The organism is Paenibacillus lupini, from assembly GCF_011761355.1.
GTDB lineage: Bacteria > Bacillota > Bacilli > Paenibacillales > Paenibacillaceae > Pristimantibacillus > Pristimantibacillus lupini.
Genome location: NZ_JAASRW010000011.1, coordinates 80,259 through 102,848, shown reverse-complemented (window position 1 = coordinate 102,848; position 22,590 = coordinate 80,259). Strand labels below are relative to the sequence as shown.

Sequence of the window (22,590 nt, the reverse complement as noted above, 5' to 3'; positions counted from 1 at the left end):
CAGCTCCCACAGCCTTATCGTCTCCCACCAAACTAACCTTGCTCTTCACCTGCTATAACCGTCCACTTTATCTCCCATCAAGCGCCTTTTCCACCTTGGTCAGAGAGCTAACGAATCGTAGAAGTCTTATTTGGATGAATTGGGCAACGAATAAATCCTAACGAATCCTGGTATCGTTATTTGGCCGACTGACGGCAATAAACGATGTCAAAAGTCTAAATAGCGTTTCTAGGATTCCTTAGAATCCGCAAAGTGACTATTTCGAGCAAATAAGAATACCAGGATTCGTTAGAAGCCCCTTTTCGACAATTTCCAAACCTGCAGCGCAGATGTGCTGAAGTAGAAGGGCGGATCTTTCGCCCTGGTGCCTGCGGCAGAGCCACGCAGGCAAATCCAACTGTCCCCAACACAAAGGGGCTGCCTATTTTAAGGCAGCCCCTTTGTGTTGGGGGTGGTCGATGGTTGGGTTGTGTGCGAAGAGAGGGACTGTATCTCCTGGAAGAGCGCAGCGCCTGCCTTTGCCACTCTGAATACTCGTTACACGAGTTAATTCAATATTCAGAGTGGCAACAGCAGCTGTAAGGAGATACAGTCCCGTCCTGAGCATACACTTCCACCATGAGCATGCTCCAGCAAATAAAATGGCCGCCTTAACCAAGGCGGCCCAAAATACTACTTACTGTGAGCAACCTCAGGAGTCGTCAAACGATCGTAGAAGTCGACACATTTATCTTTGTCTTCGGAATCGCGAAGCGCCATTGCCGAACGAGGATGCTCATCAAGCATACCTGTGATCATGTAAGGGATAATGTAGCCCCACTCTTCCTTCTCACGAAGTGGAATCATGTATTTCTCGATCATGTCGAGAAGCGGACGTACATTGTATTTTACATTTTGCAGGTTAGCTACAAGCAGCTCCGTGTTGCAGTTGCCTGCAGCGCGGCCCATGCCGTATACCGAAGCGTCCAGCAACTCCACACCTTTTTCAACAGCAAGCAGCGTATTAGCGAAGGCAAGCTGCATGTTGTTATGCGTATGAATGCCAAGACGTTTGTTTGGCAAATGATGTTGGAATTTCTCAATCAGGTAGCTGTAATCGTTAGGCTTCAAGCTGCCGTACGAGTCAACGATGTATACAACATCAACTACGCTCTCTTTAATCAGTTGGAACGCTTCAATCAGTTGGTTCTCCATGACATTAGAGAGCGCCATGATGTTAAGCGTTGTTTCATAACCGCGTTCATGGAATAGTTGAACCAGCTCAAGAGCCTTGTCCACATCTTGGATGTAGCAAGCTACACGAATCAGGTCAAGCAAGCTTTCGCTGCGCGGCAAAATGTCATTCTCGTCTACACGTCCGATATCTACAAGTGCGGACAGCTTTGTGTTGCCTTTGTTCGGGATAACTTCTTTCAGGAAGTTGTCATCCAGGAAACGCCAAGGGCCTGCTGTGTCTGCACCTTTCAACAGCTTTGGTGAGTTTTTGTAGCCGATTTCCATATAATCTACGCCAGCTTCGTCCAATGTTTTGTACAGATGCTGAACGAATTCAACGCTGAAATCCCAGTTATTCACAAGTCCGCCGTCACGGATCGTACAATCGACAATTTTACAATGGCTAGTTTTTGTGTTCATGTTCTACTCCTTCTAGTTTTCGTATGTTACATCCCATCATACTTGAAAAGAATGCGGAACGCAAAATAATTTTGTCGTTTTTTGGATGAGTTACGGCCGGATTACAACAGACTTTTCGCTGCCGTCCGATAGTTTTTCTGGAACTGCTCTACCTCCGGCAGAAGCCTTTTCCCGCTGGGCCCCTGGATCAAAACAACGTCTTTGGATGCAGCCAGTATGTACAACAAACGATCAGCCATTTTTGCAGTAACCGTATCCGGATTTTCGCTTGTTATTTTCACATAACTGGCCTTAACCTCTGGTACCACCTTTAAGGTTTCAGAGTTGGCTATTGGTGTATTCGGAAGTCCTTTCAAATACATGCTTAAATACCGGTCCAAATAGAGGTCTTCCACTTCCTGATATTCCGGCGATTCAGGATAATCCCGCAGGAAGGTTTCGGCCATAATGGCTCTATTGGAGAGTTCATTCCAAGAAACGACAAGTCCGGCATCCATTGCAGCAGGTTCGCTCGATTCAGCCGCTTTCAGAGCAATATAGCTGTTTAAAGGCTTGGACAAATACGTGCTGTATATTTGCTGACTGCTGTAATCCACGATCGGATAAATAGAGCCTTCCACCCATACCAGCTTATAGCCGCCGGATAACTTCGTCACAACAAGCTGTCTGATCGCATCATCCGGTATGGATGCTGCATTCGCTGATGTAATCGGCCAGTCCATCTCGGTTAGAACCTTTTGCACATCATCGGCAAAAAAAGCCTGCTGCGACCGCTCCAGATCCTTGCTATAAAACGTATAGAGCTCCCTCACCATTTGATCAGCATTATTCTGCCCTGCTTTATTCATATTCTCATTCAGGAAAGAAACAATATCCGATGCTTCCTTGGCACTGCTGACCACGGTATTAAATTTTTGAATAAGCGCATCCTGATCTGCACTTTTCTCTACCGCTTCATCAGCACCCGGCTGCTCAGACCTTAATTCTTTATTTGCAATTGGTTCATCGGACTTTCCTTTACTGCATCCCATGAGTCCAATGGCAATCCACATAGACAGCAATATATATAATGACTGTTTTAATTGACCATTCATACACACCCAACCTTCCGTTCCATATAGTGTATGCCAGATTGAGCATATCCATTAGACGACTGGATATATGGTTTGGTTTCGGTCCGGCAGCAAAAAAAACAGGCCGATCACTCGGCCTGTTGCTTATTTCAAGGCTAATTTCCGTTCGAAATGACCGGAACGGACAACTTTTGTTGATAAATATTTCTCATTATGAACTGAAGCTTCTCCCCATAGCGGCACTCGCGATAAAATATTCATACCCGCATCACGCAGCGCTTCCACTTTACGAGGATTATTCGTAATGATGGACACCGGGGCTTTCCGCAGCAGCTTCAGGACGCTGATCGCCTCGCTGTAATCACGAGCATCTTCAGCAAAACCAAGCTCAAGGTTAGCATCTACTGTATCGAGCCCTTCCTCTTGCAGCAAGTACGCCATTGCTTTGCTGAATAGACCAATTCCACGTCCTTCATGGTTCGCCAAGTAGAATAAAGCACCCGCTCCATTAGCAATGATCATCTTCATGGATTGCTTAAGCTGGAACCCGCAGTCGCATCGCTGACTTCCGAAGATATCTCCGGTATGACAAATGCTGTGCATACGGATCAGTGCTTCTTCCTCATGCTCGAAATCACCATAGACAAGTACGCTTGATTGCTGGAATTCCGCATAATGTACGGCGTTAAGTTCCGTAATAAGTTCTTCTACTGATTCATTCGTATGATTGTCTCGACGCATCCAGCTATACCATTGGAACGTAACCGTCTCGCCGTCCAGATCCACCGGCAGCTTGATTGGACCAACGACATGGATAGCATGGTCTCCATTGTCGATTGTTTTAATTTTATTTTTTAATATCGATAAGATATGTTGTTTAGTCATCTATCGCACCTTCTTTTTTTAGCTGAATAATAAACCACGAATAATGGACCAAAAACTTGCAGTGAATACCAGTATATTGAGATTTAAGCATAAGCGCAACAGGCAGCTGGTCCTTTATGCCTTTGGCCTACATCCGCCAGTATGGAAAAAATTATCGAATTCTTCGTTACTATTAGTAACTAATTATAAATTCATAAACAAGTGACGTCAAGTTACAAGCCTGACAAAAGTTTGCTTGTATTCATTTAACATAGTGACTATAATGAAATGGAATTCAATCGAGGTGATCTTTATGGAGCAATCTAACCTTTGTCCGCGTCTGCAGAAAGGGATGGATCTCATTGGAAAACGTTGGATCGGCTTAATTATTTACCAACTGTTATCCGGGCCGCAGCGTTTCTGCGCCGTTCAAGCCGCTCTTCCAATCAGTGGCAGGCTGTTATCCGAGCGCTTTAAAGATCTGGAGAACGAAGGAATCGTAATCCGGGTCGTCTATCCGGAAATTCCTGTCCGCATTGAATATTCCTTAACAGAAAAAGGGCGAGCTTTGGAGCCTATTGTGCGGGAAATTCAGAAGTGGTCTCAAGAGTGGATTAATCAGGATCAGGCAGCAACCCTTTCTTAATAAACCTTTTTAGAAGCTTGTTCTTTCCTCTGTGGAAAGAGCAGGCTTCTTTTTGCTTCAAAGATTAGCGGAATTATAGATTAATAGAATCATCTGACTAGTACGCTCTATTAAGAAGGCACATATAAATATACTATCTATATCTACTAGTGATAGTTGTAGTAGAGAATAAGGATGGAAGGAGGCAGGAACCGCATAAGTAATCTGACTGAATTGAGGTGATTCTTACATGCAATCTGCTGCGGTTTCAATTACACTAATTTCCTTTGTCTTTACTTTACTGCTTATTCTTTGGAGACCAAGGGGATTAAACGAGGCTATACCTGCAACCTTTGGCGCTATTCTTGTTATTCTAAGCGGCGCGGTATCGATGCAAGATGTTTTGCAAATAACCACAACGGTAAGCGGTGCAGCTATAACGATTATGGCAACGATTGTAATGGCCATTGTATTAGAAAGCTTTGGCTTTTTTGTTTGGGCTGCCGAAGGACTAGCTATACGGGCACGTGGCTCGGGGATCCGTTTGTTCTGGTATGTCAATCTCCTATGTTTTCTAATGACCTTATTCTTCAATAATGATGGAAGCATCCTCATTACTACCCCGATTTTGCTTATTATGCTGCAGCATTTAGGGCTGAAAACCCGCCAGAAGATTCCCTACTTATTGTCCGGAGCATTAGTCGCCACTGCTTCAAGCGCACCAATAGGGGTAAGCAATATCGTTAACCTAATCGCACTCAAAATTGTTCATATGGACCTGTACATGCAGACCTTAATGATGTTTGTACCTGCAACACTTGGCCTGCTGTTCCTCGTTACTCTGATGTTTATTTACTTTTACCGGCAATTGCCAAAGAAAATCCCACTATCAGTCTCCATCCCTCAGCATCCAATAGCCAGTCATCCTCTTCGCCACTCTATCGATGATCGTTCCAGCCGCAAATTCAGCAATCGCTTTATGGGATATGTCTTATTATTTGTTTTTTTCGTTCGATTAAGCTTATTTGCCGGCTCCTATTTCCACCTCCCAATCGAATGGATTGCGGTTGCCGGTTCTTTACTCTTGCTTAGCTGGCGCTGGATTTATCTGAAGATGCCGCCTAAGGATGTTCTCACCAAAATCCCATGGCATATTCTTATCTTCGCTTTTGGCATGTACGTTATTATTTATGGCTTAAATAATATAGGATTAACCAACATGCTTATCCATGTCTTCCAACCACTTGTTTCAGGGGATCTGTTGAATGCAAGTTTATTGATGGGCGGACTTATTTCCCTGCTATCTACTTTCTTTAATAACCACCCTGCACTTATGGTTGGCACCATGACTCTGACCCACATGGATCTGGACCCTCTTACGCTGAAAATCGCTTATCTGGCCAGCGTCATTGGGAGTGATATCGGATCACTGCTTCTTCCGATCGGGACACTTGCATCACTCTTATGGCTGCACATTCTAAAGCAATATAAAGTGAAATTAAGCTGGAAAGATTATATAAAGGTGACATTAGTCGTTATCCCGCCTACTGTCATATTTACACTGATTTGTTTGGCTTTTTGGATTACCTGGCTGTACCCACTCATTAAGTAATAGGTATTCGCATCCTTCTTGACCAAACCCGAAGGTTTTATCTTCATTTCAATCATTGCTGCAAAGGATGCGAGTACCCTAATCTGCTGGAAGTACAGGCAGTAGTCTGGCATCTTTCGTAAACCAAAGCTTATAGCTGATTAAACTAAGTATCATCGCTGTCATCGCCGCTGAAGACGCTAGAACAAACATAATCAGAATCTGATATCGAACAGCCTCTATCGGATCTGCACCCGCCACAATCATCCCTGTCATCATGCCTGGCAGCTGCACCAGCCCAACCGTCTTCATCCCGTCAATGGTCGGAATCATACTGGCTCTGACAGAACGTCGCAAAGAGCTGTGAATCGCCTGCTTTTCTGTTGCCCCAAGTGCAAGAAGCATCTCGATCTCGCCCCTCGCTGTCTCCATCTCCCGCTTCATTCGATTTAACAATAACCCGCATACAATCATAGAGCTGCCGATAATAATGCCGCTTACCGGAATGATATATTGAGGCGTTGGTGCAATAATGCCAAGCCCCAGCAAGATGCCCATTGTAACGCCTTCCGTACAAGCAAGCGTAATTGCAATTCGCAGCCGAATTCCGCTTATATGCTTTGCTTTTGCCCCGGCATTCCAAGCTGCAACCAAGATCATTCCTGTAATGATGATTAGAATAAAGAACGGATTACTCGTTCCAAATACAAAGTGGAGGACATAGCCGATAAACAGCAATTGGACTGCTGAACGCAATGTTCCGATTAAGATTTCCTTTTCAAGTCCTAGCTTCTGCTTCATGGAGATGAATGCCGCAACCGCAACAAAACATAACGTACAGATGAGCGCCATATTGCTCATGGATGCTTCACCACTTCTGTCTGCAGACCACTCATGAACTGTTTAGCCTGCTTGGTGTTCGGATGTTCGAAGAAAGCTGTTGTTTCCCCCTTCTCAAGCAAACATCCTTCCGCCATAAACCAAACTTGGTTGCTGATTGCGCGAGCCTGCTCCACATCATGCGTAATCCATAAATAAGCTTTAGGCGAGCTTGCTTCTGACACCCATTCCAGCAGCAGCTGCTCCACCGCATGCTTGCTTCCTGGATCAAGCGAGGATGTTATCTCATCAAGCAGAAGAATATCCGGATTTAACATAAGAGAACGGATAAGCGCCAATCTCTGCTGCTCGCCGCCGGAAAGATCAACGGCATTCTTGCCCCAATCGAGCTGCCCGAGCCCTACAGCCTCCATATAGCGCCGGGCAAGCTCTTCTTCAAAAGGCCGATCATGCAATAGGCTGACCGTACGCAAATTATTCTTGATGCTGCCCGTCAGCATAACAGGCTTCTGCGCAACGTAACTCACCTTCTTGCGCCAGCTTTGCGGCTTCCATTCCTTACTTGCTTTGCCCTCCAGGCAAATCCCGCCGTCATCCAACCTCTCAAGCCGTGCGATTATGCGCAGCAGCGTGCTTTTCCCTTGACCAGAACCCCCGATTAGAACAATGTGGTCTTCGGGGCTAATATCTGCCGTTATATCCCTGAACAGCCATTCCTTTTCTTCATCAAATTTATATTTGGACACCTTGTTTAACTGCAATAAGGACACCTGTAATTCCTCCTGCACTCTCCTAGTTAGAAAAAGTAAAGGATAACGCCTACAATAAAGCCGCACACCGCACCATTCACACGAATCCATTGCAGATCGTTACCAATCTTCTGCTCAAGCATGCTGACCAGTGCCTGATCGTCCATCTTGTTCAAATTATCACGGACAAGCAGTCCGATCCGGTAATGATTCTTCTCAATCCAGTTGACCATAAAGGACAGAATAGACTGCTCCCAGCGGTCAAGCAGCTCTTCCTTGCCTTTCGCTGCTTCTGTTAAGAAGCGGAAGCCTCTAACAAGCACACGTCCGCCATTCAGGCACTCATCTTCCAGCTTATCCAGCAGCAGTTGACGCAGCTCTTCAAGACGAAGATGAATAAACCGCTCTAGCTGGACACTTTCCGTGCTGGTTTGCAGCCAATTTTTCAACTGAGCCATCAATTCTTCATTTGCCGACAACGCTAATGCATGCCTTTTCACCTCGTCAAGCAGCTTCTGCCTGTTCGGGTTCCCCGGAATGCTCAGCTCCTTAATACTGGATAACAGCATTCCCTGGATGATTGGACCAAGCTTTTCCGGACTCATAAAGCCAACAAATGCCTGAACGGCAAAGCCCATAAAACCGCCAACCTGCATTTCCTCCATCTTGCTGTGCGCCAGTCTGCCGAAGAATTGCTCGGTTTCCCGCTTCTTGACCCATTCCTTGCCCTGCTCTAATACAAAATCTAGAGCTTTCTCATCCCAGCCGTCGTAAGCGAATTTGTCCGTCAGCTTATCTACGATCGGCACGATATCCTGCTTGCGGACATAGTCAACGGCAAGTTCTTGGATCTTAACGCTAAGCTTCTCGAGTGGAACCTGTTCAATAGAGGATTGGGCAAAACGAAGTACCCCGACCCGTACGCTGCGCCTGCTCAGCAAACCTACAATCGCGGACGCAATTCCTTTAAACAGCTTTAATTCTTTAAGCTTCCTGCTGATGCTTTCCTTGTTTAGAAGCTCGGTTTCCATTGCGGAAATGAGTGAATTAACGATTTTGTCCCTGTTCTTAAGCAGCAATGACGTGTGTGGAATGGGAATACCAAACGGATGTCGGAACAAAGCGGTTACCGCAAACCAGTCAGCAATACCTCCGACCAGCCCCGCTTCAAATCCACTTTCCAGCAGCATGGTCCAATCATTCTCCGGCAGCCACCATCTGGTCACAATAAATCCAATAAACATAATGGCTAGCGATAGACTCGCAATATATCTTGATTTCATGTAACTCTGTCCTCCTGTACCATTTGCCTTTATACTAATTATACCAGATAAACCTAAGAACTTAGAATTTGACGAAGCTTTCATGAAAGGTGATACACGCTTGAAGAAATCCTACTTAACGAAAATAACCCCGCCTCAGCTCTTAACAGCAGGCTTTCTTATCATTATCTTGATTGGTTCCATCTTGCTGTCATTGCCTTCTGCCTCGGCAGACCAAATACATACGCCATTTATTGACGCTTTCTTCACAGCAACATCGGCTGCATGTGTAACCGGGCTTGTTGTTGTGGATACGGGAACTCATTACTCCACCTTTGGTGAAATCGTCGTCTTGATGCTGATGCAGGTTGGCGGTCTTGGCTTCATGACGATGGCGACGTTGTTTGCCCTAGCTTTCCGCAAGCGGATCTCACTAAGAGAGCGGCTCTGGCTTCAAGAATCGATGAGCCATACTTCGCTTGAAGGAATCGTCCGTTTTATCCGCCGCGTCCTTATTTATGCATTTACCATTGAAGCTGTTGGGGCACTGATTCTCACAGCAAGGTGGTCAGCAATCATGCCAGTTGATAAGGCGCTCTATTACGGCGTCTTTCATAGTGTGTCGATGTTTACGAATGCTGGCCTTGATATTATGGGTCCCATTCATGGTCCCTTTAATAGTTTTACCAGTCATGTCGATGATCCAATCATCAATGCCGTGCTTATGATCCTTATTTTTCTTGGTGGTATCGGTTTTATCGTGCTTGGCGAAGTGGTTGATTATCCGAAAATACGCAAGTTCTCGCTTCACTCCAAAGTTGTGCTGACTACATCCGGTATTTTGTTCCTGGGCGGGGCTGTACTACTGTTTATATTCGAATTTACGAATACGCTGCAGCCGCTCAGCTTTACTGGCAAGCTGTTCAGCTCGCTGTTCCAATCCATCTCGCCCCGCTCTGGCGGCGCAAATACACTCGATATTGCAGCCATGCGTAATGCGAGTCAATTTCTGCTTATTATTCTGATGTTTATCGGTGCTTCTCCTGGATCGGCAGGCGGCGGTATTAAAGTAACGACCTTTGCCATTCTGATCGGAGCTGTAATCGCCATGATGCGCGGTAAAGAGGATGTCGTCTTCTTCAAGAGAAGATTAGCGAAGGACCGGGTCCATAAAGCTTTAACAATTACTGCCGTCTCCGTCGCTACTATCGTGTTATTCACGATGATCCTAACAGCCACGGAAGAGACCGATTTCTTAACCGTCATGTTCGAGGTGACTTCTGCATTCGGAACAACAGGCTTATCGATGGGGCTTACCCCTCATTTGACCGATATCGGAAAAATATTAATTATTATCGTCATGTTCATCGGACGGATGGGGCCGCTTACTCTGGCGTATACACTTGTTCCAACTCACTCGAAAGAGCTGTACCGACATCCCGAAGGAAAAATAATTATTGGATAATCGAACGGCTATGCTGCTTATGCAGGATGGCCGTTTTTTATGTCTGCATATTAGAAAAATTTTCTTTTCTTAAAAAGCTTGGATGATTGTTGTATTATTATTCACTATGTTGTATATTAATTCACATCATATTGGATATGGAGGTTCGATCACAACATGCAAACCATGAACAAAACGACCGACAGCTTGCTCGCATCTGCCAAGCAATCGCTGCTTTATACAGCTAACCGTCCTGAAGTAGTCATGACGCGCGGGGAAGGTATGTATTTATGGGATACTGACGATAAGTGCTACTTGGATTTTATCGGGGGCTGGGCGGTGACGAGTCTAGGACATTCCCCTGCTGCCCTGCAGGAGGCTTTGACTTATCAAAGCGGACAGTTAGTTCATGCGAGCCCTGGTTTCTACAACAAGCCTATGGTTGAATTTGCGGACCTCCTAACGGAAGTTTCGGGCTTTGACAAAGTATTCTTTGCAAGCAGCGGTGCTGAAGCAAACGAAAGCGCCATTAAACTTGCCCGTAAGCATGGTGCTCTCCATTTGAATGGCGCCTACGAAATTATTACATTGACCAACAGCTTCCACGGAAGATCATTAGCGATGATGTCTGCCACGGGCAAAGAGGCATTTAAACCTTTATTCGAGCCAAAAGTTCCCGGCTTCATCCATGTACCAATAAATGATTTTGATGCCTGTTTTGCAGCTATTAGTGACCGTACCTGTGCAATTATGCTGGAGCTCGTCCAGGGAGAAGGCGGCGTTCATGCCGTCGACGGACCTTATCTGCAGGCACTGCGTAAAGCATGCGACATTTACAATATTATGTTGATCTTCGATGAAGTTCAGACCGGGCTTGGAAGAACAGGCAAGCTGTTCGCTTATGAGCATTACGGCATAATGCCGGATGTAATGACCTTAGCAAAAGGGATCGGCAGCGGCTTCCCTCTGTCTGCTATGCTGACAACTGCTGAATTTGATCTATTCGAGCCAGGTGATCAAGGCGGCACTTACAGTGCTGCACCACTGGGTATGGCGGCAGGTCATGCGGTCGTAAGCGAGATTATACGGCTTGGGCTGGCAGACAATGCTGCTCTGCAAGGCGATTTGATTAAAGAGAAGCTCACTGCCCTGTCTACGGAATACCCTATCAGCCAAGTTCGTGGCAAAGGGCTGCTCTTGGCATTTGATGTACCGGAGGGCTCAGCTCCCATGCTGGCTGCTGAATGCTTTAAGAAAGGGCTTCTCGTCAATGCCCCTAACCAATCTGCGATTCGGTTAATGCCCCCACTTATTGTGTCAGCTGATGATGTGGAGCAAATGATCTCGATATTGGCGATTGCATTAGAAACGGTTGGTCTGAAAAACGAAGCGATTTGTTCCTGATTTTTCGCAGCGTTATAATAGTGTATATCCGAATCCGATAAGGAGAGAGTTATGGAAACGACACTATCCCTAATCGTCCGCCCTACTGAGATCGATGTGAACGGACATGTGAATAACGCTAAATATTTAGAATATCTGGAATGGGGCCGCGAGGAATGGTATGAAACAGCCAACCTCCACTATGACACCTTAAAAAAACTTGGTATGCAGACGGTCACGGTCAATATTAATATTAACTACCGCAAGGAATGCCGGCAAGGAGATCAGCTTACGGTCATCACCCGCCCCAAATCCGTCGGCCGGACCAGCTTTGTTCTGGAGCAGTACATCGTCAATGCTGCCGATGAGTTGTGCACAGATGCACTGATTACGAGCGTTGCTATGGATACCGTAACCCGTAAGAGTTGTCCGGTTCCGGACCCATTGCGGTTATTGTTTGAGTGAGAAAATACAAATTTAACCGTTTTCGTCCTTGCAGGATGCCTTCCTTATATGCGTTAATATAGATGTCGGGCCGACGAATTGACGGGAAAGGAGGCTGAATGCAATGATTCAGATCCAGGAGGTGGCATTCGCTTAAAGCGAATGTCCCATATAGGGGGAGCCTTAGCCGGTTCCCCCTCCATTACATTTCAAATCCATGCAAGCTAAAATATGAAAGGAGGAGGGTTAGCCATGTTTAACGCAAAACAAGCCAACGAATGCCAATGGAACCATATATCGAAGGAGGGCCTCGATGGGGCGTTACAAAAACGGGAAAGATGTGCTTCCCCCCACTCTGCTTAGGCAAATACAGCAATATATTGATGGCGAATTGCTTTACATTCCGAAACAAAGCGATGAGCGTGCAGGCTGGGGACAGCTTAGCGGCACGAAAGCGCGGATCAATGATCGTAATGATGAGATCTATGCGGAATATTGCAAGGGACGGTCAATCGCTGACCTTGAGCGGGTTTACTTTTTATCCGGGGACAGCTTACGCAAAATCATATGCAAACAACAACAAGCACGTGTGATCAGCGGAAGCTGATGCAGTGCCTTTACAGCTTTACCATAAAGATAGCCTGCCATCGTGGATAACGAGGGCAGGCTATTAGCCGTTTTGACTAATGAATCCATCTGTAATTAAGGTTATCAGCTACCATTGTATCGTTAATTAACTGAAGCTCTTCTCCTAGCAGCTCTTTGAACACAGTCGTTGCAGTGGAATGATCCGCTGGATTATAACGAGTGATTATTGTCTCTCCAAGAGTATAATCGCGAGTCGCCCATATCAATTTCGGATTTCCAGGTTTGGACAGGAGATTTATGGATGTATTCACTTGTTCAGCTGCAGGTGACCAATACAATCCCGCTTCTCGGTCTATGAGCAGGAGCTGAGCAGTACGATTCACAACCGGTACCGGTGATTTCAAATCCTCCACACGTTTTGCGGGATGCAGATCCTTCAGCGTGCCAGCTGCCACATCTGCCAAAGCATATTGAAGATCAGTCTTGCGGGGAACCGCTCCCTCTACTGTATGATCCAGTCGATACCAGGATATAACCCCTTCTCCATCTTCAGAGAGCCAGCCGTTCCAGTCCACATTCGTTAATCCTTCTTTGGGTTTTGCCTGTACTTCCCATCTAAAATCCCCATTCTGATTATATATCGCAACCATTTCAGGAGCGATAATATAAGCATCTTCTCCACCTAATATATTGTCCGGGTTATCACTCAATGTAAAAGCTAATGCTGAATATCGGCTGTCCGGGCTCCATTCGAAAGCCGGATAAGAATGATAGCCAAGCGTGTGGGGAATCTCTTTCAGCAGTTTTCCATCCTGACCATACATCGAGAAATGGTGGTCTTTTTCCTCATGCCAGAACAGCTCTCCATTCGGAGAAGGTGTAAGAAGATACAACGGCCATTCATGATTAAATTCACCCTCGATTGATCTGACCTCACCATTTCCGGTATCTACGGACCACAGGCGACCATCAGAATAGCTGTTCAAATATAGCTGACCCGTCTGATTCATCCAGCCCTTCGCAAAAAAGGACGGGGAGACATCCGGCACGGCATCAGCCGCAATCGTCTTTATTTTCCCTGTATGGACATTAAGCGAGATAACATCGTACTGAACGCTTTCTTTGTGATCGGCCCGCTCCTTCGGCCGGACAAGAACAAGCTTATCTTGTGACTTAAACCCGTAGGCTCTGGCAATAGAATCAACCGAATAATCATCCTTTACTATGACGTCTGCAACCGGATAATTTTTGTAACGTTGTTTGTCTGGCTGAACGATTACGACATCAAGCTGAAATCGTTTGCCACCAGGTTCATCTGTAATTCGGCGGACAAGATGTGCGACAGTATTACCGTCATGAGGTGCTGGAAGCGACTGTACGACGAGACCATTTACTCCTTCCGGGATATAAAGCTTAAACGAGAAGCCATCTTCTTTTTTCACCATATAAATCGGCAGTTTTTCTTCGTTATTCGTTTCTATACTGCAGCCCGTAATTAAAGTAAGCGCTGTTACTAATGCGATTGTCAGAGCGGCAAGCTTCATTCTCCAAAGCCCCCTATATTCAACTTACCTCTTTTAGACGCCATTCCCATAAAAAGGTTGCTCCTGTATAATGAAGCCAATCCTTGGAAGAGATGAGGCAGCTTCGATGAACAACAATGATGGAATTGTAATTGGAATCGACGGGGGCGGGACATCAACCCGCATCTTGGTCAGCGATCTGGAAGGACAAGTACTCTCTTACGTGAATGCTGGCCCCGCTTCAATTCATAAAGATTTGGAAGCAAAGCGCCATGTGAATGAAGGTATTATCCAAGCAGTTCAACTGGCAGACCGACAGCTTGGACAAGTACATGGTCTAGCAGCCGGTATAGCCGGGTATGACTCTCCCTCTGATCTGGAATGGGTTGAATCGTTAACAGATGTGGAAGGTCTCACTTGCCCCAAATGGCATTTTAATGATGCAATAGCCGCTCATTACGGCGCGCATATGACGAAGCCTGGCATTATTGCCATATCTGGAACTGGATCAACTGTAGCCGGGATTACTGAAGAGCGTCATTTTATCCGAAATTATGATTTCTACCATTACGCCGCCAGCGCCGCAAGATTCATTGCTTATGATTGTGTGTATGAAGTATTAGCAGGGCAAACAGATGAGTCGGATTCAGGTATGGTCAACGTGATCCTGCAGCACTGGGGTGTTGATTCTCTTGATTCCTTCTACAAAATAGCTCAAGTAGGATTTGCCGAGGACAGACGAGAACGTGATCGAGTATTTGGGGAACTGGCTCCAGTCATTACAGACGCTGCTTCTGAAGGAAGCCACCTGGCTTGCAAAGTATGCGATCATGCGATGGATCAGATTAAAGTCGGCATTGAACTGCTTGCATCTGCCTTCTCTAGTGATAACGTTGATGTCGCTCTGATCGGAAGTGTCCTGAACAGTGCCTATTTCCAAGAAGGGATGGAGCTGCGTTTGAGGAGTGGCCGAAATAAAAGCTTTGAAATCATACAGCCTCGTTTTGCCCCAGTAGGTGGTGCTGTATTACATGCATTAAATCAGCTTGGTATTCATCCTGACAAACGGATAACCGATAACTTAGAAAGTAATAGACATGCTAGATAAGGAGGGCATCACAACATGGTAATCACACACAAGCAAGGCTGGCGAGGGCTTCGTTATCTTCTCGCTTTTGCACTAATCCTTACATTGGCAGCACAACCTTTTACTCCAATCAAAACCGCTCATGCAGCTGATACGGTCCATCACTGGAAGCATTATACGAATGGTGTTGCCTACATGAATCAAGGCAAAATCAAGCTGGCCATTAAGGAATTTGAACTGGCGGTCGCCCAATCGGAGCAGGCTGGCTACTTGCGGAAGCTTGCTGAATGCTACACCAAGGACAACCAGTTCCAGAAAGCTGCCGATACGTATTACCGGGAAGCCAAAATTCATAAGGCTCTTGGCGGGAAGTCTGGTGATCTGAATACGTATTATGCGGTACTTGCCAAGGCGGATGCGCTAAATACCAACATTGAGCTTTATTTAGAGAAGGCTGGCGCTTCGATTGCAACGAATTCTAATCTGGCGAAATTTGAGCCAGCGTCTGGTATGTACATTGGTGCTTATGTGGAGAAGGACAGCGGTGTTGAGGATAAGAAGGATGGCAAGTTTAATGCCTTCAATACGCTTGCAGGCAAGCAGCATGCTGTATATTTCAACTACCATAAGTACGGCAGTGCCTTTCCTTATCATTGGGCAGAGACTGTCAAGAAAGCAGGCGGAGCCATTCAGCTTGCCCTGCAGCCGGATAACGGTCTAAGCGCAGTTAAAGATGATGTATACTTACGCAAATTCGCAAAGGATGCAAAAGCTGCCGGCGTTCCAATCTTTCTGCGATTCGCCTCCGAGATGAACGGCAGCTGGGTGAAGTGGTACGGTAACCCTTCGCTGTACATTGAGAAATTCCGTCTTGTATCAAAAGTGATGAAAGAAGAAGCTCCGAACGTAGCGATGGTCTGGTCACCTGCTGCCAATCCAAAGCAGAAAATCGCCTCCTACTATCCAGGGGATGACTGGGTTGATTGGGTCGGCCTCAGTATCTATAGTGTGAAATACTTTAATGGCAACGTCAAAGAGCCGGCAGATCAGGTGAATCCGCTCGATTCCATCGATTATGTATACAAGCTGTACGCTTCACGGAAGCCAATTATGGTCAGCGAATTCGGTGCTACCCATTTCAGCAAAGCAGGCAATACGTCTACGGTTAATTTTGCAATTACGAAGATGAACATGCTCTACCACGGTGCTAAGCTGAAATACCCTCGGGTAAAATCAATCAACTGGTTCAGCTTGAACACACTGACAGATTCCTATAGTGCTGAACGAAGCCTTAACAACTTCAGCTTGACGGAGAGCCCAGCATTGCTAAGCTCCTACAGCAAGATGATAAATGACTCCTATTACTTGTCCAAGGTTGTCTCAGGAACCAGCAGTTACACGAAGAGTGTAACCAAGTTTGCGAACCAAGGTAATATCGGCAAACCAGCTACCGGAATCGTGTGGGTAAAAACTTATGACCCTTACATCAGTAAAGTGGTCATTAAGCTCGACGGCGCTGTCGTTCTGACACGCCAGCAGTATCCATATACCTTCTCGATTCAGCCTGATAAATTAAAAGCCGGCAGCCATAAAATCGAGATCGTTGTGTTTGATTCAAAGAACCGCGTCGCATCACGCAAATCGTATACGTTTAAGACGACTTAATAATTAAAACAGGCAGTGCCGAATTTCGGCACTGCCTGTTTTATGTCTATGCCCCCCTCTCGTCTGCCCTTTAACTGCTGCAGTACGGTTTTTGCGACTTATTTGGGTCCGAGCATAATCATCGACACCATAAAAAAAGCTGTCCATTTGGACAGCTTTAGCTGCAGATAGCTATTTAATGACGCCTTTTTTCAGAATCAAGTTCGCGTAGATCGCGCTTTCTCCTGTCGCGACGATCGCGTAGGCTTTCTTCGCACGCTCGTAGAAAGCGAATCGCTCCACTTCCTCGAACGGCTCTTCAAGCCCGCTGCGCTGCACAATAATGGATCTGTATTGTTCCCAGATCGGCGTTTCTGCCGGATCTCCGGGTACCACCTGCATGAGCGCTGCCGGCTTCTCCACGTATTGATCAAGCGGGAACAGCTGAAGAATTGCGTCGAGCAACTCCGGCACACTATGCCCGTCGCAGCGGACGAGACGCTGCGCATGGCTTGCCGCTGGGAAGTTCCCGTCAGCAAGCACAAGCTCATCGCTATGCCCCATCTCCATCAGCACTTTCAGCAGCTCAGGTGAAATGATTTTCGGAATACCATTCAGCATTGCTCCGGGCCTCCCATGTATGCAGCCTACAGCAGCTGCTTGAATCGTTCATAGGTCTCATTCCATACTTCTAGCTCCGACGGTTCGTATACCTCCACCGGGAAAGAAGCAGCAGATAGCTGTCTTGCTTCTTCCAAATCTGCACATTCTCCCAGTGCCATAAATTGCGCCAGCATATTGCCGATCGCGCTAGCTTCTACCGGTCCTGCCCATACAGGACGGCCGATCGCATTAGCTGTCAAGCGGCATAGCAGCTGGTTCTGAATGCCGCCGCCAACCATATGCATCCCGCTATAGCGCTCTCCCGTCAGCTTTTCGATCTGCTCCAGCGCATTTCGATACTTGAGGGCAAGGCTGTCCATAATACAACGTGCCACTGCCGACTCAGTCATTGGAACAGGCTGGCCTGTCTCACGGCAGTATCCTCTTACCTTCTCCGTCATATTGGACGGTCCGAAGAAACGCAAGTCATCTGGATTAATTAAACTCCGAAAAGCTTCCTCTTGCTCAGCCATCACAGCTAATTCTGCAAATGAATAGACGTTCCCCTGCTCATCCCATTCGCGCTTACATTCTTGCAGAATCCACAAGCCCATAATGTTTTTGAGCAGCTGATATTTGCCGCCTACACCGCCCTCATTTGAGAACTCAAGGGCCATCGCTTCTTCAGACAGCAGTGGCTGATCGAGCTCCGTTCCCACCAGCGACCATGTGCCGCATACGAGGTAAGCAAACGGCTCTGCCTTCGCCGGAATGGCCGCCACCGCAGATTCCGTATCATGCGTAGCAACGGCAACTGCCTCCACAGATGGTATACCCAGCTCCTCACACACTTCCTCTGACAACGGACCAATACGGGTACCCGGATAGATGGGGTTAAGGAACATCTCACCCGGAATCCCTAGCTGCTTCATCAAATCGGAATTCCATTGCCGACTTTCTGGATGTAGAAGCTGTGTTGTTGTCGCCATCGAAAATTCGCAAACACGTTGTCCCGTCAATAAATAAACGAGTAAATCCGGTGTCAGCAGCAAAGTCTTTGCAGCCTCCAGCTTAGGCGAAGCTGCCTTCTTCATCGCATACAGCTGATAGACGGTGTTGAAAGGCATAAACTGCAGTCCACCCTGACGAAAAAGTTCCTCTTTGCCAAACCTACCAGAGACTTCTTCAATCAGTCCTTCTGTCTGAGGATCCCGATAATGATAGGGGTTCCCAAGCAGTTCCCCATTGGCATCCAGCAGGCCGAAGTCCACTCCCCAAGTGTCCACGCCAAAAGTGATGGGCTGATAGCCAGCCTGGAATGCCTTACGCAGTGCATGCTTCATCTCCTGGAGCAGCCTCAGTATATCCCAGTGCAGATGTCGTCCAACCTGAACCGCGACATTCGGAAAACGGTGAATCTCCTCTACTTCAAGCTTACGCTCTCCGCCTTCCGTCTGCATCAGCCTGCCAATCAGCGCTCTGCCGCTGCTCGCTCCTAGATCAAACGCCAATACGGTTGTTTGTACCATACGTTACACTCCTCTTGCAGCGGCAGCCGCCGTCCCATTGTTATTGCTGCTTCTGAAGCAGCTTAATCCGGTAAGCTTCACTTTCGAGTGAAGCAATCTCCTCAAACTCTTCCTTCGTCAGCACCTTAGGCTCTTTCACTTGGCTTGCAATAAGGAAAATCTTCGCGCTCTCCTCAACAACCTCTGTCCGGTAATAAGCTTCACGCAAATTACGTCCCGTTGTAACAAGCCCATGATTGCCAAGCAGAATGCTGCTTGCCTCATTCACCTTAGGAGCAAGTGCCTCCGCCAGCTTTTCCGTTGTTGGCAGTACATATGGAATATAGATTGTCTTGCCAACAAGTGCCGCTTGGTCAGGGAACATAATCGGAAGATTCTCTTCCACTAATGTAAAAGCGATGCAATACGGCGGATGCGTATGCACGATAGCGCCAATCGACGGGTTCGCACGATAAGCATAGAGATGCATCAGCACCTCAGAGGAAGGACGAAGTCCGTTATCCTCCACCGCCCCCGTCTCAATATCAACAGCTACCCATTGCTCAGGTTCGATCTCATCAAGGGCAAAGCCGCTTGGCGAAAGATACATCTTCCCTTCATGCTTCGCACTAATATTGCCGCCGGGTCCAACGACCAGTTTATTAGCTACAGTCTTTCTTGCATATTTGCAAAGCTCCTGCCGAATCTCCAATGCTCTCATCCCCTAAAAGAATTTCAGAATTCCCAAGTTTTTATTTGTACAATGGTCCAAAGTTCGAGCAAGCACGATAATCAGCAGCCTCTTTGTCGTTAGTTCCGAACAATCCCCATGCCCGTGGACGGAAAATAGCTTCTTCCGACACATTGTGCATATTGACCGGAATACGCAGCATCGAAGCGAGCGTAATCAACTCGGCGCCAATATGACCAAAGCTGATCGAGCCATGATTTGCTCCCCAGTTATCCATCACATCATAAACCGTGGTAAAAGCACCTTTGCCCGTCAGAATCGGAGCAAACCAAGTCGTTGGCCAGGTTGGGTCCGTCCGGTTGTCGAGCTTAGCATGAACGTCGCTAGGCAATTCAACTGAATAGCCTTCGGCGATTTGAAGAACCGGTCCAACTCCCTTAACGAAGTTGATCCGAGACATTGTCATTGGCATACCTCCGCGGGACAAGAAGTCGGAGGAGAATCCGCCTCCACGGAAATATTCAACGCCGGCTGGCCGCCAAGAGGTTGCTGCAAGGCAATCCGCTGCTTCCTGCTCAGTAATATCCCAGAACGGCTTCATCGCAGGCTTGCCGTCAAGCTGCTGCTCACCTGTGCCATCAAGTGTTGCTGAGCCCGAGTTCAACAAGTGCAAAATGCCATTAGCTGCGTGACCTTCAAGCTTATGCCCTGTTACGCGCTCCACCGAAGCCGGGCTCCAGTAAGTCCGCACATCGGCGAAAATTTGCGGAGTATTCGTCAGCAGATAACCAAACAGCATCACGACACCATTCAGGCTGTCATTTTCCGTAGCTACGATAAATGGAGGACGTATTCCGTTCCAGTCAAAGGATGAGTTCAAGATCGCTTCCATGAAATCGCCGTTCGGGAAATGATCCGTCCATTGCCGCTGCCCTTGGAAGCCGGACACAACCGCGTTATGGCCCATTGCTTCTTCGCCAAAGCCAAGCTCCGCAAGACGAGGGTTGCCGATCATCAAGTCACGTGCGATGATTGTCATTTTCACAACAGTTTCCCAATCCTGATCCTTCTTCTCGCGGGAGGTTTGAATCGCTGCCGGGTTATTGTCCGGTCCTTCCACGCAGTTCTCTTTCACCCAAGACATCGCTTTCTCAAATTCGGCAGGATCATAAATCTGCTCTTCGAAGCGGCGGACGAATTCGGACATATCGATATATTCCGTCCGCATGCCGAGGTATTCCTGGAAAAAGGAATCGCTTACAATTGAGCCCGCAATACCCATGGACACCGAGCCCATTGATAGATAGGATTTGCCTCGCATATAGGCTACAGCAAGACCAGCTTTCGCAAACGACAACAGCTTTCCTCTTACATCATCAGGAATAGTAGTATCTGTTGATTCCTGTACTTCTTCACCATATATACCAAACGCCGGAATCCCTTTCTGGGCATAACCCGCGAGTACGGCTGCCAGATAAACAGCGCCTGGGCGTTCGGTTCCGTTAAAGCCCCATACCGCGTTCGGGATGGAAGCATTCATATCCATCGTTTCCGTACCATAACACCAGCATGGCGTTACAGTTATCGATACCCCAACATTCTCACGTGCAAATTGATCTGCGCATGCAGCAGCTTCTGCCACACCGCCAATCGTCGATTCTGCAATGACACATTCAACCGGCTCACCATTCGGATAGCGCAAATGTTCAGAAATCAGATTAGCTACCGATCTTGCCATGTTCATCGTTTGTACTTCAAGCGATTCGCGAACTCCCTTGCGTCGTCCGTCTATCGTAGGGCGAATACCGATCTTAGGAAAACCATTCTGAAAGCGATAAGCGATGTCCGTCATAAATACCCCTCCAAATAAATGAATAGTGTATATAAAATGTTACCGATAACTCTAATTTAACAAGACCTACTGTTGCTGTCAATCGTTTTCTCTTGTAAGATAAAAGCATGAATTGTCGATGAGGAGTAGTAGTGTATGGTTACAATCTATGATATTGCAGAGAAGGCCAATGTATCCGCAATGACCGTTTCTAGAGTTATCAATAACACAGGCAGAATAAGTGAAAAGACGAGGGCAAAAGTCAAAAAGGTGATGGAGGAATTGAACTACGTTCCTAACCAGATGGCCCGCAGCCTTGTACTGCAGCAGACCCGAAGCTTATTCCTGCTTATTACCGATATTACGAACCCCTTCTATACAACGCTGTCGCGTGGTGCAGAAGATGCTGCAACTAAAAACGGCTATCGCCTGCTGTTTGGCAACAGTGATGAAAACCTCGATAAAGAAGCCGATTATATTAACACGATTCTGACGACTCGCGTGGATGGCGTATTGATTGCCCCGGCGGGAGATCCGTCTCAGCCCCATCTCGAATCGTTACAGCGGCATAACATTCCGTTTGTGTTACTGGACCGAGAAGTACCTGGCGTTGAATGTGATATTGTGCTTGGAGATAGCAAGGAAGGCGCTAGGGGGTTAGTCAACCACCTTGTGCAGCAAGGGCATCAACGAATTGCAATCGTTAATGGTTCGGATACGATATCTAGTGCGAGGCTTCGACTAGAGGGCTACAAGGAAGCACTCATCTTGAATGGACTCACCTACGACGAGAAAATCGTATTCGAGACGAGCTACGGGCCTCGTAATGATCTGTCGGAGATGGAGGCTTGGCTGGATTCGCTTCAACCACTTCCAACCGCAGTTGTCGCCGGCAATAATGTGCTGGCAATTGAAGTCATCCGTCTGCTGCGGAAGCGGAGTCTCCGAATTCCAGACGATATCTCGATCGTCTGCTTTGATGATTTTGGTCCCTACTCCGAAGTGGATCCGTTCATGACGGTTGCTGCGCAGCAAGCCTATCAATTCGGTTATCTTGGCATGCAGATGCTAATTGACCGTATTCAGAACAAAGAGGAAGCCGGTCCTTGGAAAAAAATCGTCCTGCCCGCGGAATTAATTATCCGCCGGTCCGTATCTCCTATCCAATAGATAAAAGGCTGAGCGTAATCGCTCAGCCTTTTTTA

At 47.0% G+C, this 22,590-nt stretch carries 20 protein-coding genes; 9 read left to right on the top strand and 11 right to left on the bottom strand.

Annotated features, from left to right (window positions below):
• Positions 1-672 precede the first annotated feature (672 nt).
• The 3 genes from FHS17_RS27685 to FHS17_RS27675 all read right to left on the bottom strand — a co-directional run bounded on the left by FHS17_RS27685 (position 673) and on the right by FHS17_RS27675 (position 3,593).
• Positions 673-1,635 (bottom strand): aldolase catalytic domain-containing protein, encoded by a 963-nt coding sequence (locus FHS17_RS27685; protein ID WP_167282267.1) that lies wholly within the window; start codon positions 1,633-1,635, stop codon positions 673-675.
• Positions 1,636-1,736: 101 nt separating this feature from the next.
• Complete coding sequence (locus FHS17_RS27680) at positions 1,737-2,729, bottom strand: hypothetical protein (RefSeq protein WP_167282265.1); 993 nt, start codon at positions 2,727-2,729, stop codon at positions 1,737-1,739.
• A 123-nt stretch (positions 2,730-2,852) separates the two neighbouring features.
• A complete protein-coding gene (locus tag FHS17_RS27675; protein WP_167282263.1) occupies positions 2,853-3,593 on the bottom strand; it encodes a GTP cyclohydrolase II in 741 nt (246 codons plus the stop codon).
• 292 nt (positions 3,594-3,885) lie between these two features.
• Here FHS17_RS27675 and FHS17_RS27670 point away from each other — a divergent pair, with 292 nt between their 5' ends.
• Positions 3,886-4,218 carry a winged helix-turn-helix transcriptional regulator gene (locus FHS17_RS27670; RefSeq protein WP_167282261.1) on the top strand — a complete coding sequence of 111 codons (333 nt, stop codon included), beginning with the start codon at positions 3,886-3,888 and terminating at the stop codon, positions 4,216-4,218.
• 229 nt (positions 4,219-4,447) lie between these two features.
• On the top strand, positions 4,448-5,809 hold the full coding sequence (locus FHS17_RS27665; RefSeq protein WP_167282259.1) for an arsenic transporter: 1,362 nt from the start codon (positions 4,448-4,450) through the stop codon (positions 5,807-5,809).
• A 78-nt stretch (positions 5,810-5,887) separates the two neighbouring features.
• On the opposite strand, the gene FHS17_RS27660 is transcribed toward FHS17_RS27665, so the two are convergent.
• The 3 genes from FHS17_RS27660 to FHS17_RS27650 are packed head-to-tail and all read right to left on the bottom strand — an operon-like array spanning position 5,888 to position 8,660.
• Complete coding sequence (locus FHS17_RS27660; RefSeq protein WP_167282257.1) at positions 5,888-6,649, bottom strand: ABC transporter permease; 762 nt, start codon at positions 6,647-6,649, stop codon at positions 5,888-5,890.
• Positions 6,646-7,398: an ABC transporter ATP-binding protein gene (locus FHS17_RS27655; RefSeq protein ID WP_341805928.1), complete on the bottom strand. Its 753-nt coding sequence runs from the start codon at positions 7,396-7,398 to the stop codon at positions 6,646-6,648. The genes FHS17_RS27660 and FHS17_RS27655 overlap by 4 nt, the downstream gene beginning before the upstream one ends.
• A gap of 26 nt (positions 7,399-7,424) precedes the next feature.
• Positions 7,425-8,660 carry a DUF445 domain-containing protein gene (locus FHS17_RS27650; RefSeq protein WP_167282252.1) on the bottom strand — a complete coding sequence of 412 codons (1,236 nt, stop codon included), beginning with the start codon at positions 8,658-8,660 and terminating at the stop codon, positions 7,425-7,427.
• A gap of 82 nt (positions 8,661-8,742) precedes the next feature.
• Between FHS17_RS27650 and FHS17_RS27645 the strand changes: the two genes are divergently transcribed.
• The 4 genes from FHS17_RS27645 to FHS17_RS27630 all read left to right on the top strand — a co-directional run bounded on the left by FHS17_RS27645 (position 8,743) and on the right by FHS17_RS27630 (position 12,517).
• Positions 8,743-10,104 (top strand): TrkH family potassium uptake protein, encoded by a 1,362-nt coding sequence (locus FHS17_RS27645; RefSeq protein WP_167282250.1) that lies wholly within the window; start codon positions 8,743-8,745, stop codon positions 10,102-10,104.
• Between the two features lie 156 nt (positions 10,105-10,260).
• On the top strand, positions 10,261-11,487 hold the full coding sequence (locus tag FHS17_RS27640) for an aspartate aminotransferase family protein (protein ID WP_167282248.1): 1,227 nt from the start codon (positions 10,261-10,263) through the stop codon (positions 11,485-11,487).
• A 51-nt stretch (positions 11,488-11,538) separates the two neighbouring features.
• The gene (locus FHS17_RS27635; protein WP_167282246.1) at positions 11,539-11,931 is read left to right on the top strand and encodes an acyl-CoA thioesterase; all 393 of its coding nucleotides are present in this window, start codon (positions 11,539-11,541) and stop codon (positions 11,929-11,931) included.
• A 292-nt stretch (positions 11,932-12,223) separates the two neighbouring features.
• Positions 12,224-12,517, top strand: a complete 294-nt coding sequence (locus FHS17_RS27630; RefSeq protein ID WP_167282244.1) for a CD3324 family protein — start codon at positions 12,224-12,226, stop codon at positions 12,515-12,517.
• A gap of 76 nt (positions 12,518-12,593) precedes the next feature.
• Here the strand turns inward: FHS17_RS27630 and FHS17_RS27625 are convergent, their stop codons facing one another.
• Positions 12,594-14,042, bottom strand: a complete 1,449-nt coding sequence (locus FHS17_RS27625) for a TolB family protein (RefSeq protein ID WP_167282242.1) — start codon at positions 14,040-14,042, stop codon at positions 12,594-12,596.
• A 70-nt stretch (positions 14,043-14,112) separates the two neighbouring features.
• On the opposite strand from FHS17_RS27625, the gene FHS17_RS27620 reads away from it, so the two are divergent.
• Both FHS17_RS27620 and FHS17_RS27615 read left to right on the top strand, forming a co-directional pair.
• A complete protein-coding gene (locus tag FHS17_RS27620) occupies positions 14,113-15,129 on the top strand; it encodes an N-acetylglucosamine kinase (protein WP_243865571.1) in 1,017 nt (338 codons plus the stop codon).
• Between the two features lie 15 nt (positions 15,130-15,144).
• Complete coding sequence (locus FHS17_RS27615) at positions 15,145-16,773, top strand: glycosyl hydrolase (protein ID WP_167282240.1); 1,629 nt, start codon at positions 15,145-15,147, stop codon at positions 16,771-16,773.
• 171 nt (positions 16,774-16,944) lie between these two features.
• Here the strand turns inward: FHS17_RS27615 and FHS17_RS27610 are convergent, their stop codons facing one another.
• The 4 genes from FHS17_RS27610 to FHS17_RS27595 are packed head-to-tail and all read right to left on the bottom strand — an operon-like array spanning position 16,945 to position 21,406.
• Positions 16,945-17,373 (bottom strand): RbsD/FucU family protein, encoded by a 429-nt coding sequence (locus FHS17_RS27610; RefSeq protein ID WP_167282238.1) that lies wholly within the window; start codon positions 17,371-17,373, stop codon positions 16,945-16,947.
• Positions 17,374-17,399: 26 nt separating this feature from the next.
• On the bottom strand, positions 17,400-18,884 hold the full coding sequence (locus FHS17_RS27605; RefSeq protein ID WP_167282236.1) for a rhamnulokinase: 1,485 nt from the start codon (positions 18,882-18,884) through the stop codon (positions 17,400-17,402).
• 40 nt (positions 18,885-18,924) lie between these two features.
• Entirely contained in the window at positions 18,925-19,584 is a 660-nt protein-coding gene (locus FHS17_RS27600; protein WP_167282234.1) for a class II aldolase/adducin family protein, read from the bottom strand.
• A gap of 31 nt (positions 19,585-19,615) precedes the next feature.
• On the bottom strand, positions 19,616-21,406 hold the full coding sequence (locus FHS17_RS27595) for an L-fucose isomerase (RefSeq protein ID WP_167282232.1): 1,791 nt from the start codon (positions 21,404-21,406) through the stop codon (positions 19,616-19,618).
• A gap of 135 nt (positions 21,407-21,541) precedes the next feature.
• Between FHS17_RS27595 and FHS17_RS27590 the strand changes: the two genes are divergently transcribed.
• Positions 21,542-22,555: a LacI family DNA-binding transcriptional regulator gene (locus FHS17_RS27590; protein WP_167282230.1), complete on the top strand. Its 1,014-nt coding sequence runs from the start codon at positions 21,542-21,544 to the stop codon at positions 22,553-22,555.
• The last annotated feature ends 35 nt before the right edge of the window (positions 22,556-22,590 follow it).